Origin of the sequence: Streptomyces sp. NPDC018031, from assembly GCF_044327625.1 — a bacterium.
Lineage (GTDB): Bacteria > Actinomycetota > Actinomycetes > Streptomycetales > Streptomycetaceae > Streptomyces.
This window is the reverse complement of sequence record NZ_JBIRFT010000028.1, coordinates 22409-36702: the sequence shown is the minus strand read 5'-3', so window position 1 is coordinate 36702 and position 14294 is coordinate 22409. Positions and strand designations below refer to the sequence as shown.

The following is a 14294-nucleotide window of genomic DNA, read 5'->3' as shown; positions in this document are numbered from 1 at the left end:
GGCGCCCTGACGGCGGCCGCGCACGGGCACACCGGCCCGGTCGACGGGCGGCCGCGCGGACCGGGCGGTCCGCGACAGGGCCCGCCGAGCCCCGGGTGTCCGGCACGGCGGAACCCCCGTCCGGCCGGGCGGTCGCCTGGTGGGTGACGTCCGGCCGGGGCGCGGGGCCTCGGCGGCGTCCGGCCCACGACCCGCGCGCCCGGGTCACCGGCCGGCGGCGGTGTCCTGGGCGGCGGCCCCCCGGGGCTGCGCCGATCGGCGCGTCGCCGGGGCGGCCGGGGGCCCGCCGGCCCGCCGCGGACGGGAGTGTGCCCGTGGGTGCGCTTCGGCGGAGGGTGGCGCACGGATCGCCGGCCGGGCGGCGGGGGTGGCCCGCGCCGGCGTTCGGCCGTGAAGGAAGGGCGCGGCACCCGGCCCGTCCGGGGTGCGGCGGGCCGGGTCGCGCGCGGTCCCTCGGCATGCCCGGGCACCGCGCCGGCCGCTCGTCGCGCTCGCATGTGGGGTCGAGCGCGGCCTCGCCGCCGGCGGTGGTGACGCTACGGGCCCGGTGCGCCGCGCGGCCATCCGGGCCCGGGTCACTACGGATACGGCAAAAACCCGGCTCCGGGCCGGGTGGCGGGCGGGTGGCAGCCCCGGCCGGCGGCGTGCCGTCGAGCGGCGAGCGAGGCCCCGGCGGATCACCGCCCGGGATGCCGGGGCGCGGACGGCGGGCCGACCGGTGCGGACGCGAGGGGACCGGAAAGCACCGGAGGGGACCGGAGGGGACCGGAGAGCACCGGAGGGGACCGGAGAAGACCGGAGAGGACCGGAGAGCACCGGAGGGGACGACGCGGCCCGGGAGGACCGGTGCGGCAGGCCCGGTGCCGCCCGACGGTCCGGCCCGCGCGGCTGTGTGGCACACCCGCGCCACTGGCGAGTACATGACAGCAGGCCCGGACCGTCCGGAGTAGAACCGCACCGCGGCGCTCCGCGTCGACCACCCACGCCGACCCACCGGGGAGACACCGATGCCGAGGGCAACCCAGCGCACCCCCGGGGAGGCCGGCCGGGCCGCGCTCGGCGCCGGGCGAGCCCGCACCCCGGCGCGGGGCATGTCATCGACCGCCCCGGCGCCGGTTCCTCACCCCGGCTCCCCGCCTCGCCGGCCACGGGCCCCGGCCCCCCGGCCGGCGACCGCGTGCCACGGAGCCCGCCCGGCCGGCGGGCTCCCCGGCGCGCGCCGCGGAGCCCGCGCGCCACGTCCAGTCCACGGGCCGGCGGGCGGGCCCGCACCGAGACCGCCGGCCACCGCGGCGAGCCGCGGGCCCCCGGCGCGGCGCCACCGGCGAACGAACCGGACAGCGACACCAACCCTCCCCCTGGAAAGAGGAACACCCATGCAACCGTCCCCACCCCATCGGCGGAACCGGCGGCACCTGCTGGTGGCCACATCCGTCGCCGCACTGCTCGGCGGAGGGCTGGTCGCGGCCGACGCGCTCGCCGGCCAGCCCTCGTCGACCCGGGCGGCCGGCACGGCGGACTCCGCGGTGGAGCAGCTGGCACAGCGTGGCGCCCGGACCGGCGAGGCCGACGTCCACGCGGCGACCGGGCCCACCTCCGCCACCACCCAGCGGGTCTGCGACGACGGATCGAAATGGCTGCGGCTGCGCTTCGCCACGCTGACGCTGCACGGCGCCGACACGGTGACCCTCACCGGCTCCGGCGGCGACACCTACACGCTCACCGGCCGGAACTGGCCGGGCCGCGCCTTCCACACCCGGGCGCTGCGCGGCGAGTGCGTCACCGTGACCCCTCGGCTCGCCGAACCCGGCAGCGGCTACTCGATCACCGCCTACCAGGCGGGCCGGCAGCCGCTCGCCGACGCCACCGTCACCGTCGCGGCGGCCGGTGACATCTGCGGGTCCGCCTGCAACCAGACCGACGACGTGGTCAGCGCCATGTCGCCCGCGGCGGTACTCACCATGGGCGACAACGCCTACGAAAGCGGTTCGCTGTCGGAGTACAACAGCAAGTACGACCCTCACTGGGGCAAGTTCAATCCGGTGGCGCGCCCGGTCCCGGGCAACCACGAGTACCGGACCTCGGGAGCCTCGGGGTACTTCGACTACTTCGGGAACAAGGGGGTGCCGACCGGCGACCGGGGCAAGGGCTACTACAGCTACGACGTCGGGGACTGGCACATGGTGGCACTCAACTCCAACGTCGGCATGGAGGCGGGCAGCACCCAGGAGAAGTGGCTGCGCGGCGATCTGGCGGCGAGCACCAAGCCGTGCACGATGGCCTACTGGCACCACCCCCGGTTCTCCTCGGGCGACCACGGTGACAACAGCGGCGCCTCGGCGCTGTTCAAGGCGCTGACCGACCACAAGGCCGACGTGGCGCTCTTCGGCCACGACCACCACTACGAGCGGTTCGCGCCCGCGATGGCGAACGGCACCAAGGACACGGTGAACGGTCTGCGGTCGTTCGTGATCGGCACCGGCGGCCGTACGCTCTACACCTCCAAGAGCACCTCGGCCGGGCCGTCGGAGGTGTTCAACAACAACACCTTCGGCGTCGGCCGGTTCGACCTGTCCGCCACCGGCTACACCTTCACCTTCAAACCGGTCGCGGGCCGTACCTTCACCGACACCGTCACCGGCACCTGCCACGCCAAGGGCGGCGGTACCGACCCGGGCCCCGGGCCCACCCCGACCCCGACCCCGACGCCCACGCCCACGCCCACGCCGACCCCGACGCCCACCTCCACCCCGACCGACCCGATCGTGTCCGGGACGACCTATCAGCTCGTCAACGTCAACTCCGGCAAGTACCTGGACAACCCGGGTGGGACGACCGACGGGACGCAGCTGGTGCAGTGGGACGGCGGGAACTACGTCAACCAGAAGTTCACCGCCACCAGGAACCCCGACGGCAGCTTCCAGCTCAAGGTGAAGAACAGCGGCAAGTGCGTCGCCGTCGACGGCGGTGGCACCGGTGACGGCGTCCCGGTCCAGCAGCGGACCTGCGGGACCGACGACAGCCAGCGGTGGAAAGTCGCCGCGGCGGGATCCGGCTTCACCGTGACCGCGGCACACAGCGGCAGGTGCATGGACGTCTCCGGCGGCTCGCTGACCAGGGGCGCCCGGATCGTCCAGAACGCCTGCGGCGGCGCGACGAGTCAGCAGTGGAGGTTCACCGCCGCTTCCTGACGGTGAACCGCCCGGTGCCTCGCGCCGTGGGCCCGGGGCGGACGGTCACCCCGGTCGCGCCGGGGCGTGCCGCACGGCCGTGAGGGCGCATCCCGCGGGGAAACCCTCACGGCCGCCGGGCGGGCAGCGGCCGGATCGCGGGCCAGCGGGTGAGCATCCGGTCGCGCATGGCCGTGGCGAGCCGTCCGAGATCCCGCAGCCCGCCGTCTCCCGCGGTCATCCCGGCGACGATCCCGAGCCGGTGGGCGAGCCGCTGACGGGCCGTCGCGGTGCCCCACCGCCAGTCCCGGCCCGGGATCCTCGCCAGATGGTCGGTGGTGCCGCGGTGCGCCCGCTGCACCAGCGCGTCGCCGCGCAGCAGCCAGCCGGCGCAGGCGTCGGTGAGGTCGCCGTGCGCCTCGGTGCCGGTCGCGGTCCGCCAGGCCGTGCGGTAGGCGGTCTCCGCCGCGTCCAGCAGGGCCGGCTCGGGCACGGTGGCGCACCAGCAGGTCGGGAAACCGATGCGCAGGTAGGCCAGTTCCACCAGCCCGTCGCCGAGGGCGGCCTGCTCGAAGTCGATGAACCTGATGCCGCCGGCGGTGTGCATGTCGTTGCCCGGGCAGGGATCGCCGTGCAGCAGGGCGTGGCCGGGCGCGCTCCGCAGCCGGTCCACCAGGCCGTCGAGTTCGGACCGTACCCCGGCCGGCACCGGGCAGCCGAGGGTACCGGCGAGCGCGAGGAAGGAGTCGACGTCCTGCCGTCCGGGGCCGGACCAGGCGGGGAGCGTGCCCACCGCGTCGGCACCGGTGACCGCGTGCAGCCGGGCCAGCGCCTCGGCGTAGCCGACCACCCAGTCGTCGGCCGGCTCCCGGTGGTCCAAGTGCTCCAGGACCAGCACCCGTTCGGTGGCGTCGGCGCCGAGGAGCGCGGGCACCACCGGTGGGTCGGCCCGCGCCGCGAGCCGCAGCGCGGCCACCTCGCGGGCGTACCTCTCGGCGGCCTCCGGACCGTCGACGAGCTGCTTGATCACCACCGGGGTGCCGGACAGCTCGGCCCGCCACACCCGTGACCGCGGACTGCTCTCCAGGGTGCGCACCCGGCTCGGCGGACCCAGTTCGGCCCGCAGTTCCTCTCCGAACGGCGGTCGTGATCGCATGACCCCATCCTGTCAGGACCGGGTTGCCGGCCGGAGCCCCGGGTCACTTCTCCTGCATCCAGGCGAGCGTGATCCGCGTCTCGCTGAAGCGCCAGCCCGCGGGCGTCCGCACCGCGATGCAGGCCACTCGCAGGCCGCTGGTCCGGTAGGGCGGTTCACCGTCGCGGTAGAAGTAGGTGAGCTCCTTCGCCGTGGCCTTCGCGCGGTCGCCGTCGAGCTGCACCAGCACGTCGCCGTGCAGGTGGAAGGTGCGCTCTCCCTCGACATGGCTCCGTTCCAGGTAGGCGGTCACCTCGTCCAGGCCGTGCAGTTCGCCGCCGAGCGGCGAGCGCACCACGATGTCGTCGGCGTAGACGGTGTGGGCGTCGGCGTGCCGGTTCTCGTCCAGCAGGTCGGCCAGGCGGGCGAACAGTTCGGCGATCTCGGCGCGGTCGGCGGTACGGGTGTCAGCGGACACGGGATCTCCTCAGCGGGCTGCAATGTTGGTGCGGCCAACACTAAGTCCAGAATGTTGGTCTTGCCAACACTGTTACCGTGGTCGCCATGCACGAGATCCCCGAGCGGCTGGCGGCGAAGCCGAGCTGGCTGATCACCCAGCTGGCGGTGCACACCCGCCAGTTGGTGTCCGAAGGCTTCACCGCGGCGGACGCGCGCGGGTACCACTACCGCGTCCTGGCCGCGCTGCACGAGTTCGGGGCGGCGAGCCAGGCCGAGCTCGGCCGCCGGTGCCGCATGGACCGCAGCGACGTGGTCGCGGCGGTCAACGAACTGGTCGCACGAAGCTTCGTCGACAAGGCGCCGGACCCGGGCCACGGCCGGCGCAACAAGGTGACCCTCACCGAGGACGGCGCCCGGCAGCTGCGACACCTGGACCGGGTCCTGGACCGGGTCCAGGACGAGTTGCTCCGGCCCCTGCCGGCCGAGGACCGGGAGACGCTGACCCGGCTGCTCGGCACGGTGCTCGCCCACCACGAAGCGGAGTGACCGGCTTCGCGGTCCCGGCGGCGCCGCGGACACGCCGAGAGCCCGGCGGCGGAGCGGGACGCCGCGACCGGCGCACGCCGGCAGGTCGGACCGAGGCGGCCTGACGGGCCCATGCGAACGGCCCCCGGCGAGATGCCGGGGGCCGTCGTGCTTCCGCAGGGCAACGCATTTCTCAGGCGTGGCGTCAGCCCGGGAATCCCCCGGCCCGACGCCCGCGAGCGGGCCGGCGGGGGCCCGAACGGTCCGGTGCGCCCCGACGGGCTCACCGGACCACCCGAACAGCCGCTGACCTGCTATATCCCGCTACGGGAGGTTGCGCGCCATGACGATCCGCTGGACCTGGTTCGTGCCCTCATAGATCTGCGTGATCTTTGCGTCGCGCATCATGCGCTCCACCGGGTAGTCGCGCGTGTAGCCGTAACCGCCGAGCAGCTGGACGGCGTCGGTGGTCACCTCCATCGCCACGTCCGAGGCGAAGCACTTGGCCGCCGCGCCGAAGAAGGTGAGGTCGGCGTCGACCCGCTCCGACTTCGCCGCCGCCGCGTAGGTGAGCTGACGGGCCGCCTCCAGCTTCATCGCCATGTCGGCGAGCATGAACTGGACGCCCTGGAAGTCGGCGATGGGCTTGCCGAACTGCTTGCGCTCCTGGACGTAGCCCTTGGCGTAGTCCAGCGCGCCCTGGGCGATCCCGAGCGCCTGGGCGGCGATGGTGATGCGGGTGTGGTCGAGGGTCTTCATCGCGGTGGCGAAGCCGGTCCCCTCGGCGCCGATCATCCGGTCCGCCGGGATCCGGACGTTGTCGAGGTAGACCTCACGGGTCGGGGAGCCCTTGATGCCCAGCTTCTTCTCCGGCGCGCCGAAGGAGACGCCCTCGTCGGACTTCTCGACGACGAACGCGGAGATGCCCTTGGAGCGCTTCTCCGGGTCGGTGACGGCCATCACGGTGTAGTACTCGGAGACACCCGCGTTGGTGATCCACCGCTTCACGCCGTTGAGGACGTAGAAGTCGCCGTCCCGGACCGCGCGCGTCTTCATGCCGGCCGCGTCCGAGCCGGCGTCCGGCTCCGACAGGCAGTAGGAGAACATCGCGTCGCCCTTGGCGAGCGGCGCCAGGTACTTCTTCTTCAGCTCCTCGGAGCCGGAGAGCACCACCGGCAGCGACCCGAGCTTGTTGACCGCCGGGATCAGCGAGGACGAACCGCAGACCCGCGCGACCTCCTCGATCACGATCACCGTCGCCAGGGCGTCCGCGCCCGCGCCGCCGTAGGACTCCGGGACGTGCACCGCGTGCAGATCATTGGCCACCAGCGCGTCCAGGGCCTCCTGCGGGAAGCGGCCCTCCTCGTCGACCTCGGCCGCGAAAGGCGCGATCTTCGCCTCGGCGAGCGCGCGCACCGACTCGCGGAGCATGTCGTGCTCCTCGGACGGCCGGTACAGATCGAAGTCCTGGCTCATGATCGGAACCTCAGTTTCGGTTACGTGGGTCAACACACAACGGATACGGCACTCAGTACCCTCAAGTATGCACACTCAGTGCCATCCGACAATCCTGGGTGCTATGTTCCGGAGCATGACCGAGGAGCACCCCCCAGGGCCGGGACCAGGCACGACACCGACCAGACCCCCGATGCGGGACGCCCTCGTCGCCGCCGCCTTCCAGCTCTTCCTGGAGCGCGGGTTCGAGGCCACCACGGTCGATGACATCGTCGCACTGGCCGGGGTGGGGCGTCGGTCGTTCTTCCGCTATTTCCCCTCCAAGGAGGACGTGGTCTTCCCCGACCACGAGCGCTGCCTGGCCGACCTCACCCGCTTCCTGGAGGCGGCCGCGGAGGACGACGAGCCGGTGGCCAGGGTGTGCGACGCGGCGCGCCTGGTGCTGCGGATGTACGCGGAGAACCCCACGTTCTCCGTCCAGCGGTACCGGCTGACCAAGAGCTTCCCCGGGCTGCGCGGCTACGAACTGTCGGTGGTGTGGCGTTACGAGCGGGCCCTCGCCGCCTACCTGCGGCGCCGTTTCGCGGGCTGGTCCGACGGCGACCTGCGGGCCGACGTGATCGCCGCCGCGGTGGTGGCGGCGCACAACAACGCGCTGCGGTCCTGGCTGCGCTCCGGCGGGCAGGGCGACGCCGAGGCGGCGGTGGACCACGCGCTGTCGTTCGTCCAGAACTCATGGGCGCCGGACGGCGGCGCCGAGGAGGCCGCGGCGCAGGGTGAGGAAGACGTGGTGGTGGTGATCACCAAGCGCCGGACCCCGCTGTGGCGGGTGGTCCGCGAGTTGGAGAACACCCGCGAGGAGGCTTGACGCCCCGCCCCGGAGCGGCGGGCCCCGGAGCCCGGTGGACCGGGGGGCGCGCGGACCGGCCCGGGGTGACGGCCTGGGCGTCACGGCTTGGGCGTAAGGACCCGGGCGTCACGGCTTGGATGTGATGGCCTGGGCGGCATGGCTTGGGCGGCACGGCTTGGGCGTAAGGACCCGGGCGTCACGGCTTGGATGTGATGGCTTGGGCGGCATGGCTTGGGCGTGCGACCGGCGCGGCACAGGTCCCGGTCGGTTCCGGGGAGCCCTCGGCCCGGGCGGCCCCGGGGCAGCCTCGGCCGGGGGCGGGACGGGACGCGCACCGAGCCGGGCCGAGCCGGGCAGGTCGACCCGGTGCGGCACCCGAGGCCGGGCCCGGAGTACGACGGGGCCCGGCCGGCCGGGACGGGTCGGCGCCGGCCGCCGCCGGGCCGGGTTGCGGAGGAGCGCCGCCTGCGGTACCGCGGGGCGGCCTCGTCCGCGAGTGCTGCCTGCCGGTGCCGCGGACGGCGGCACGGGGCGGGCGCGGCCCGGCGACACCGGGCCCCCGCCGGGCGGGGATCCGGATGCGGCGCGCCCGCGGTACCGCGGGGCGGACCGGGCCGGACCGGACCGGACGCCTGGCCGGACGCCCCCAGGGGAACGCCGGGCGTCCGACGGAAGACAACAGAGGGAACTCAGTGCCTTTACAGCTGGCACTGCGTGCCATACGCTCGCAGCGCGCGCTTCCGATTCCTCCGGCCCCGGCGCAGGGAGATGACATCGTGTTCCACACAGTGGCCGACATTGCCCCTTTCCCGATCCAGGACAGCCTGGCCGTTCCCGACGGCGACGCCACGGACGCGACCGTTCCGCAGGCCGACGGCTGGCCCGGACAGAACTACCTCGACGACCTCCAGCGCGGCGAGCTGTACTTCCAGCGCTGCCGCTGGTGCCGCACCGCGGTCTTCCACCGGCTGCTCTGCCCCATCTGCGCCTCCCCCGACATGGACTGGGAGCACAGCTCGGGCACGGGCGTGGTCCGGCAGGCCACGGTGGTGCGCCGCAGCAACGGCTCCCTGCGCACGGTCGGCGTGATCGACATGGCGGAGGGCTTCCGGCTCCGCGCCACGCTCTCCGGGGTCACCGCCGACCGGGTGCGCCCGGGCACCGTGGTGCGTCTGGACCCGCATGCCGCCCGGCCGCGGGAACTGACCTTCCGGCTCGGCGAGGACGCCGCGGGCGACCGCTCCGCCGCCTGGCGCTGAGCCGGCCGCCCGGCCCGGTCAGCCGGTGAGCCCGCACCGGGCGGTGAAGTCCGCCAGGTGCCGGGCCCGGAAGGCGTCCGCGGACCAGGTGCCGTCCCGTACGTCCCCGCACCGCCAGACGTAGGTCCAGGCGGCCCGGCCACCGGCCAGCGGCAGTCGGCGCAGGTGGTACTCGTCGTCCTCGAAGGCGTCGAGCAGCTCGCGCTCGCGCACGGTCAGTCCGGTGAGCAGCCGTCCGGGGGCGGAGTCCCCCGCGGCCGGGACCAGCCCGGGATAGAGCCGGTCCGCCAGCTCCGCCGCGCGCCAGCCGGGCAGCGCCGCCGGGCGGCTCTCGGGGACCCTGCCCAGCAGCGGGCGGAGCACCTCCGGGAACTGCAGGCTGCCGTAGGCGAAGAGTTCGCCGGGCGCGGCGCGCAGGCCCTCGTCCGGGACGCCGAAGGCGGCCGGGTACGCGATGGTCCCGCCGGGCACCGGGCGCGCCGGATCGAGCGCGAGCGCCGCCACCGTCTCGTCGGCCCCCGCGCACGGGGGCCCGACGCGGTACCGGGAGGCCGGGACGAAACCGGACCGCTGGTGGTGCTCGGCCGGCTCCGGGGCCAGCACCAGGTTCTCGCCCCGCGCGCGGGCCGCGTCCAGCGCGGCCTCGAGCAGCGCGGTCCCGCAGCCGGCGCCCCGGCGCCCGGGAAGCACCGCGCACCGGGTCAGCACCAGCGCCGTGGCCCCGTCGACCAGGCACCGGACCAGTGCCACATGCCCGGCCAGGGTGCCGTCCGGCGCGGCGGCGACCAGCGAGAGACCGGGTATCCAGGCCGGTCCGGCACGGAGCTCGTCCACCAGGTCCGGCTGCGCGGAGCCGGGGAACGCCGCGGCATGGACCGAGCGCACGGCGGCCGCCTCCCCCGCGCGCTCCGGGCGGACGATCCAGCGAAGGCCCTCGTTCATGACGGGCTGCCGTCCTTTCCGACGCACGTTCGGGGGGCAGGGGAAGACGCACCGGGGATCCGTCGGATCGTACGCCCGGCTCGCGGACGCGTCACCGCCGGGCCCGGCCGGTCAGGCCGGGGGCGCCCCGCGGCCCGTCTCCGCGGAACCGCCCGGGCCGGCCAGGAGGGTGTCGACCACCCGGCCGAAGACCAGCCGGCCCGCGCGGGCGGTCGGCGCGTCGAACAGCCGCGGCAGGGCGCGGACCCGGGCGTCCTCCCGCCAGCCGACCCACGAGCCTCGGCCGTCGGCCCGCACCTCGATCTCCGCCCAGCCGGTGACCACGCGGCCGCGCTTGACCAGCCGGCACCGGCCGGGACGGCCCTCGTCCGGCGGCTCCCAGCGGACGACGTCCATCGGGTCGTCGAAGCCCAGCCGCCACAACCCGGTGCGGGCCAGCACCACCGTGCCCACCCGGGTGGGGCCGGGCGGCGTGGCCGTGATCCGGGTCAGCGGGACACCGGCGGAGTGCCGGGGCCAGTCGGTGACCCGCCGCCACGCCTCGGCCGGCGGCAGCGGGCAACGGCGCTCGAACGCGATCAGGGCCACGGCCCGATCGTAGGCGATCGGTGCCCGCCGGGCGCCGGGTGCCGGGTGCGGCGCGGCACCCACCGCCCGCCGCACCGCCCCCACCCCGGGCACTCCCCGTCCGCCACCGCAGCGCACTCCCCGTCCGCCCTACCGCCCGCTGCCCGCCCACTCCCCGTCCGCACCGCGCGCTCCCCGTCCGCCCTATCGCCCGCCGCCCGGGTACCCGTCCGGAGTGCGGTGCGCCCGGCCACCGGGAGTGCCGGCCGCTCCGGCGGCCGCGTCAGGCGGGGGCGTGCCGCGCGACGTACTCGGCGAACGGCTCGATGCCGACCGCCGCCCGGAGTTCGTCCACCCGTTCGGGCTCCCGGCACGGCCAGGGGACCGGCGAACCGTCCCGGACCCCGGCGATCTGGGTGCCGTAGATCTGCTCCCGGCCTTCGTTCACCAGCGCGCGGTCGCGCAGGAACGCCAGTTCGCGCGGGCTCGCCGCACCGGCCTCCACCGCTCGGGCCAGCAGCTCGACCGCCCGTCGCTGGACCTCCAGCTGCCGGTCGGCGTGCTGGGCGATCAGCCACGCCGCCACGGCGGCCTCCTCGCCGAAGAGTTCGGCCGTCGGCCAGCCGAACTCCGCCATGATGGCCGCGAGCCGGTCGCCGTGCTCGGCGGTGAGCCGGCGCCAGGCCAACTGGTCGGCCGGGTCCGGGCCGAGGGCCCGCGGCGAGGTCCGCCGGTCGGCCTCCGCCATGCTCACCAGTTCCGCCGCCACCGTGGCCGCGCGGTCCTTCTCCGCTGTCACTGCCCCGTCACTCCCGATCGTCGCGTTCCTCGATGCGCTGTCCATGCCGGCTGCTCCAGGCTAGACGGCGGAACCGAGACGAAGATCATTCCTGCGGACGGTGACAGCGCGGGCCGGGAGCGGGGAGACTGGATGTCCACCCCGCCGAAAGCCACCCGCCGGAAGCCGGCCGTGCCGCCGTCCGCCCGCCGGGGCTCCCGGGCCGGGGCGCTGCCCCGCCGCGTTCGGGGCAGCCGACCGGTGCGAGGCCGGCAACGGCCGCCGGCCCGCGTCCTACGCGGTGAGTTCCGCGGCGACGGCCGCCGCCTGGGCGGCGACCCCGGGGATGCCGGGGGTGACGATCCAGCCCTCCCGCGCCACGGCGGCCTCCCCGACGAACCACAGGCCGCGGCCGGCGGCGGCAGCGGCGCCCGGCACCAGGCGGGGGCGCGGGTTGACCGCGTTGACGACCACGTCGGCGGTGCGCGCCCCGGTGCCGGAACCGAGGTGGAACCCCCCGCCCGGTCGCGCCGTGACGCGGTCCGGCGCGGTGGCGACGGTGAGCCGGCCGGAGTCGAGGAGGTCCAGCAGCACGGCCGCGTTGACCGGCACCATCGGCGAGCTGAGGGCCGTGACGGTGCGCCCGAACGGGCCGCGCAGCCGTTCCCGGTCCCGCTCCGTCAGCAGCCGCCACGCGGGCAGGCCCAGTGGGTGCACCGCGGCCTGCAGCAGACGGCGGCCCAGGTAGGGCGAGTCCCCCTCCTTCAGCTGGCGGCGCAGCCGCTCCCCCGGCTCCTCCCGTCCGGTGTCCAGGATCTCCTCGGTCAGCTGGGCCAGGTCCTGGCCGTGCTCGGCGAGTTCGGCGCGGAGCAGATCGGTGAGGTGGTCGAGGGTGAGTTCGCCGTGCCGGGCCGCGGCCCCGCCGAGCTGTTCGCGGGTCAGCCACCGGGGTTCGACGGGGACCGGCCGCAGCCACACGTACGGCAGGACCCGGTGGCGGGACAGCAGGGTGATGCCGCCTCGGTGCCCGCGCGCGGCGAGCGAGACGGCGATGTCCACCGCGGTCAGTCCACTGCCGACGACGGCCACCTCGGCCCGCTCGGGGACGGCTCGCAGGGTCTCGGCGAGCGGGTAGGGGTCGGCGATGAACCCGGGCGCCCCGGCGAGTCCGTACACGTCCTCCGGCACGCCACTGCCCACACCGTGCACCACCCGGTCCACCTCGAGGCCCCGCCCGTCGTGGTCGGTACGCAGCCGGAGCCGGTCGCCGGACGCGGCGACGCCGGTGACCCGGGCGGCCGCCACGGTCACCTCGCAGCCCGCCTCCCGGAGCCGGGCGACGGCCGCTTCCGCGGTGTCCGCCAGGTAGTCGCCGTAGGCGCCGCGGGGCAGCAGCGGACTGCCCAGCCGGTCGTCGAGCCACCTGTCGGAGTACTCCGGCCCGCGCTGCCGCAGCCAGCGCCCGTAGTGGTCGTCGTCGCCGTGCCGCGCCGACATGATGGACCCCGGCGCGTTGACCCGCACCGAGTCCAGGTCCCGCTGGTAGGCCCGGCCGCGCCAGCGGCGGGCGGCGGGCTCGAACACCGTCACCGAGCGCGGTGGCCGGGCGGTGCGGGAGAGGGCGTCCAGCAGGCTGACGGCTGCCGCGCCGCCGCCGATCACACCGAGACGGGTCATGGGTTCCTCCGGGGGTGGGTGTTCGGGCAGGGTCGGACGGCCGGGCCGGGAGCCGCCGCCGTCCGTGGTCCACCCTGGTCGGCGCGGCACCGCGGGCCCACGCCCCGGCGGTGGCGAACCGGGCCCGGCCGACCCCCTCATTCGGGGGGTTGGCGGCCGGGGCACGATGGGTCAGGGTGGGTGACCGGCGGTCGTCGTCGCGGCCGCGCGGAGGGGGAGCATCCCCGGCCCCGCCGGAGATGCAGGTCAGGTGGTCGTCGCGGCCGCGCGGAGGGGGAGGATCCGGTGTCACAGGAACGTCGGCTGCGGGAGTTGCTGGCACGGGCCGACCGGGCGGCGGACCCGGGCGAGCTGTTCGAGGCGGTCTCGCCCCGGCTGCGCCGGATGCTCGGCTTCGACTCGGCGGCGTGGTGCGCCACCGACCCGGAGACCGCGCTGATCACCGCTCCGATGGTGACCGAGAACCTCAACGGCGGGTCGGACTGCTTCGCCTTCTGGGAGTGCGAGCTGCTGGAGGACAACGTCAACGCGTTCCGCGATCTGGCGCGGGCCGCCGTGCCGGTGGCCGGGCTGCGGGCGAGTACCGGTGATCTCCCGGCGCGCAGCGCCCAGTTCCGCAAGCTGGGACGGCGGCAGGGGCTGGGGGACGAGCTGCGGATCGTGCTCCGGGTGGCGAACCGCTCCTGGGGGGTCGTCAGCCTCTTCCGGGAGCGGGGCCGGCCGGCGTTCGACGCCGCGGACACCGCGCTCGCCGCGAGCCTGTCCGGGCCGCTGGCCACCCGGCTGCGGGCCTTCGCCCGTCCGGTGCCGGGCCGGCCGCCGGCCGACGGGCCGGGCCCGGGGCTGGTGCTGTTCGACGCTTCCGGTACCCCGCTGTCGGTCAACGAGGAGGCGCGCCACCACCTGGGGCAGCTGCCGCCGGGGCCGCTGGCCGGCCCGGTGCCGGGGCTGCGCCTGCCGGTCTGTGTGGTGGGCACCGCGCTGCAGGCCCGGGCGATCGCCGAGGGACGGGACCGCGGCACCGCGCGGGTGCGGGTGCGGACGGTCGACGGCCGGTGGCTGGTGTGCCACGCCTCGCGGATGACCGGGGCCGACGGGGCCCCCGGGCCGATCGCCGTGATCATCGAGCCGGCCCCGGTCGGCGACATCGCCTCCATCATCGCCGACGCCTACGAGCTGACCACGCGTGAGCTGGAGATCACCCAGCTGATCGCACGCGGCCTGGCCACCGGTGAGATCGCCGAGGCGCTGGTCATCTCGCCGCACACGGTGCGCGGCCACGTCAAGACGGTGTTCCAGAAGGTCGGGGTGTCCAGCCGGGGGGCGCTGGTGGCCCGGCTGTTCGCGGAGCACTACTGGCCGCGCCGGCCCTCCCCCGCCGGCCCGGGGGTGGCGGGCGGCGCGGGCCCGTCCGGGACGGGCCGTCAGGACTGAGGCGCGGCCGGTCCGGGTCACCGGACGGTCCCCGCCTCGGGGC

The 14294-nt window shown here is 75.6% G+C and carries 12 protein-coding genes; 5 read left to right on the top strand and 7 right to left on the bottom strand.

What is annotated here, in order from left to right; all coding sequences use genetic code 11:
- Positions 1-1376 precede the first annotated feature (1376 nt).
- On the top strand, positions 1377-3191 hold the full coding sequence (locus ACH4B3_RS32765) for an RICIN domain-containing protein (protein ID WP_398469167.1): 1815 nt from the start codon (positions 1377-1379) through the stop codon (positions 3189-3191).
- Positions 3192-3297: 106 nt separating this feature from the next.
- Here ACH4B3_RS32765 and ACH4B3_RS32760 read toward each other — a convergent pair whose 3' ends face one another.
- Both ACH4B3_RS32760 and ACH4B3_RS32755 read right to left on the bottom strand, forming a co-directional pair.
- Positions 3298-4326, bottom strand: a complete 1029-nt coding sequence (locus ACH4B3_RS32760) for a phosphotransferase family protein (protein WP_398469165.1) — start codon at positions 4324-4326, stop codon at positions 3298-3300.
- A 43-nt stretch (positions 4327-4369) separates the two neighbouring features.
- The gene (locus tag ACH4B3_RS32755; RefSeq protein ID WP_398469163.1) at positions 4370-4783 is read right to left on the bottom strand and encodes a nuclear transport factor 2 family protein; all 414 of its coding nucleotides are present in this window, start codon (positions 4781-4783) and stop codon (positions 4370-4372) included.
- 86 nt (positions 4784-4869) lie between these two features.
- On the opposite strand from ACH4B3_RS32755, the gene ACH4B3_RS32750 reads away from it, so the two are divergent.
- Complete coding sequence (locus ACH4B3_RS32750) at positions 4870-5310, top strand: MarR family winged helix-turn-helix transcriptional regulator (protein ID WP_398469161.1); 441 nt, start codon at positions 4870-4872, stop codon at positions 5308-5310.
- A 303-nt stretch (positions 5311-5613) separates the two neighbouring features.
- Here ACH4B3_RS32750 and ACH4B3_RS32745 read toward each other — a convergent pair whose 3' ends face one another.
- Positions 5614-6765: an acyl-CoA dehydrogenase gene (locus ACH4B3_RS32745; protein ID WP_398469160.1), complete on the bottom strand. Its 1152-nt coding sequence runs from the start codon at positions 6763-6765 to the stop codon at positions 5614-5616.
- Between the two features lie 172 nt (positions 6766-6937).
- On the opposite strand from ACH4B3_RS32745, the gene ACH4B3_RS32740 reads away from it, so the two are divergent.
- On the top strand, positions 6938-7612 hold the full coding sequence (locus ACH4B3_RS32740) for a TetR family transcriptional regulator (RefSeq protein WP_398469199.1): 675 nt from the start codon (positions 6938-6940) through the stop codon (positions 7610-7612).
- Between the two features lie 758 nt (positions 7613-8370).
- The gene (locus ACH4B3_RS32735; protein WP_398469158.1) at positions 8371-8853 is read left to right on the top strand and encodes a Zn-ribbon domain-containing OB-fold protein; all 483 of its coding nucleotides are present in this window, start codon (positions 8371-8373) and stop codon (positions 8851-8853) included.
- Between the two features lie 18 nt (positions 8854-8871).
- Here the strand turns inward: ACH4B3_RS32735 and ACH4B3_RS32730 are convergent, their stop codons facing one another.
- The 4 genes from ACH4B3_RS32730 to ACH4B3_RS32715 all read right to left on the bottom strand — a co-directional run bounded on the left by ACH4B3_RS32730 (position 8872) and on the right by ACH4B3_RS32715 (position 12817).
- Positions 8872-9795 carry a GNAT family N-acetyltransferase gene (locus ACH4B3_RS32730; RefSeq protein ID WP_398469156.1) on the bottom strand — a complete coding sequence of 308 codons (924 nt, stop codon included), beginning with the start codon at positions 9793-9795 and terminating at the stop codon, positions 8872-8874.
- 111 nt (positions 9796-9906) lie between these two features.
- Positions 9907-10383 (bottom strand): SRPBCC family protein, encoded by a 477-nt coding sequence (locus ACH4B3_RS32725; RefSeq protein ID WP_398469154.1) that lies wholly within the window; start codon positions 10381-10383, stop codon positions 9907-9909.
- A gap of 262 nt (positions 10384-10645) precedes the next feature.
- Complete coding sequence (locus ACH4B3_RS32720; RefSeq protein WP_398469152.1) at positions 10646-11206, bottom strand: DUF6624 domain-containing protein; 561 nt, start codon at positions 11204-11206, stop codon at positions 10646-10648.
- 228 nt (positions 11207-11434) lie between these two features.
- A complete protein-coding gene (locus ACH4B3_RS32715; RefSeq protein WP_398469150.1) occupies positions 11435-12817 on the bottom strand; it encodes an FAD/NAD(P)-binding protein in 1383 nt (460 codons plus the stop codon).
- Positions 12818-13102: 285 nt separating this feature from the next.
- Here ACH4B3_RS32715 and ACH4B3_RS32710 point away from each other — a divergent pair, with 285 nt between their 5' ends.
- Positions 13103-14251, top strand: coding sequence for a LuxR C-terminal-related transcriptional regulator (locus tag ACH4B3_RS32710; protein ID WP_398469148.1), 1149 nt, complete (start codon positions 13103-13105; stop codon positions 14249-14251).
- Positions 14252-14294: the final 43 nt, after the last annotated feature.

What these genes read in the sequence shown, in the direction of transcription:
- ACH4B3_RS32765 (WP_398469167.1), top strand. Translation starts at nt 1,377, where the DNA reads ATGCAACCGTCCCCACCCCATCGGCGGAACCGGCGGCACCTGCTGGTG.
- ACH4B3_RS32760 (WP_398469165.1), bottom strand. Translation starts at nt 4,326, where the DNA reads ATGCGATCACGACCGCCGTTCGGAGAGGAACTGCGGGCCGAACTGGGT.
- ACH4B3_RS32750 (WP_398469161.1), top strand. Translation starts at nt 4,870, where the DNA reads ATGCACGAGATCCCCGAGCGGCTGGCGGCGAAGCCGAGCTGGCTGATC.
- ACH4B3_RS32745 (WP_398469160.1), bottom strand. Translation starts at nt 6,765, where the DNA reads ATGAGCCAGGACTTCGATCTGTACCGGCCGTCCGAGGAGCACGACATG.
- ACH4B3_RS32740 (WP_398469199.1), top strand. Translation starts at nt 6,938, where the DNA reads ATGCGGGACGCCCTCGTCGCCGCCGCCTTCCAGCTCTTCCTGGAGCGC.
- ACH4B3_RS32730 (WP_398469156.1), bottom strand. Translation starts at nt 9,795, where the DNA reads ATGAACGAGGGCCTTCGCTGGATCGTCCGCCCGGAGCGCGCGGGGGAG.
- ACH4B3_RS32720 (WP_398469152.1), bottom strand. Translation starts at nt 11,206, where the DNA reads ATGGACAGCGCATCGAGGAACGCGACGATCGGGAGTGACGGGGCAGTG.
- ACH4B3_RS32715 (WP_398469150.1), bottom strand. Translation starts at nt 12,817, where the DNA reads ATGACCCGTCTCGGTGTGATCGGCGGCGGCGCGGCAGCCGTCAGCCTG.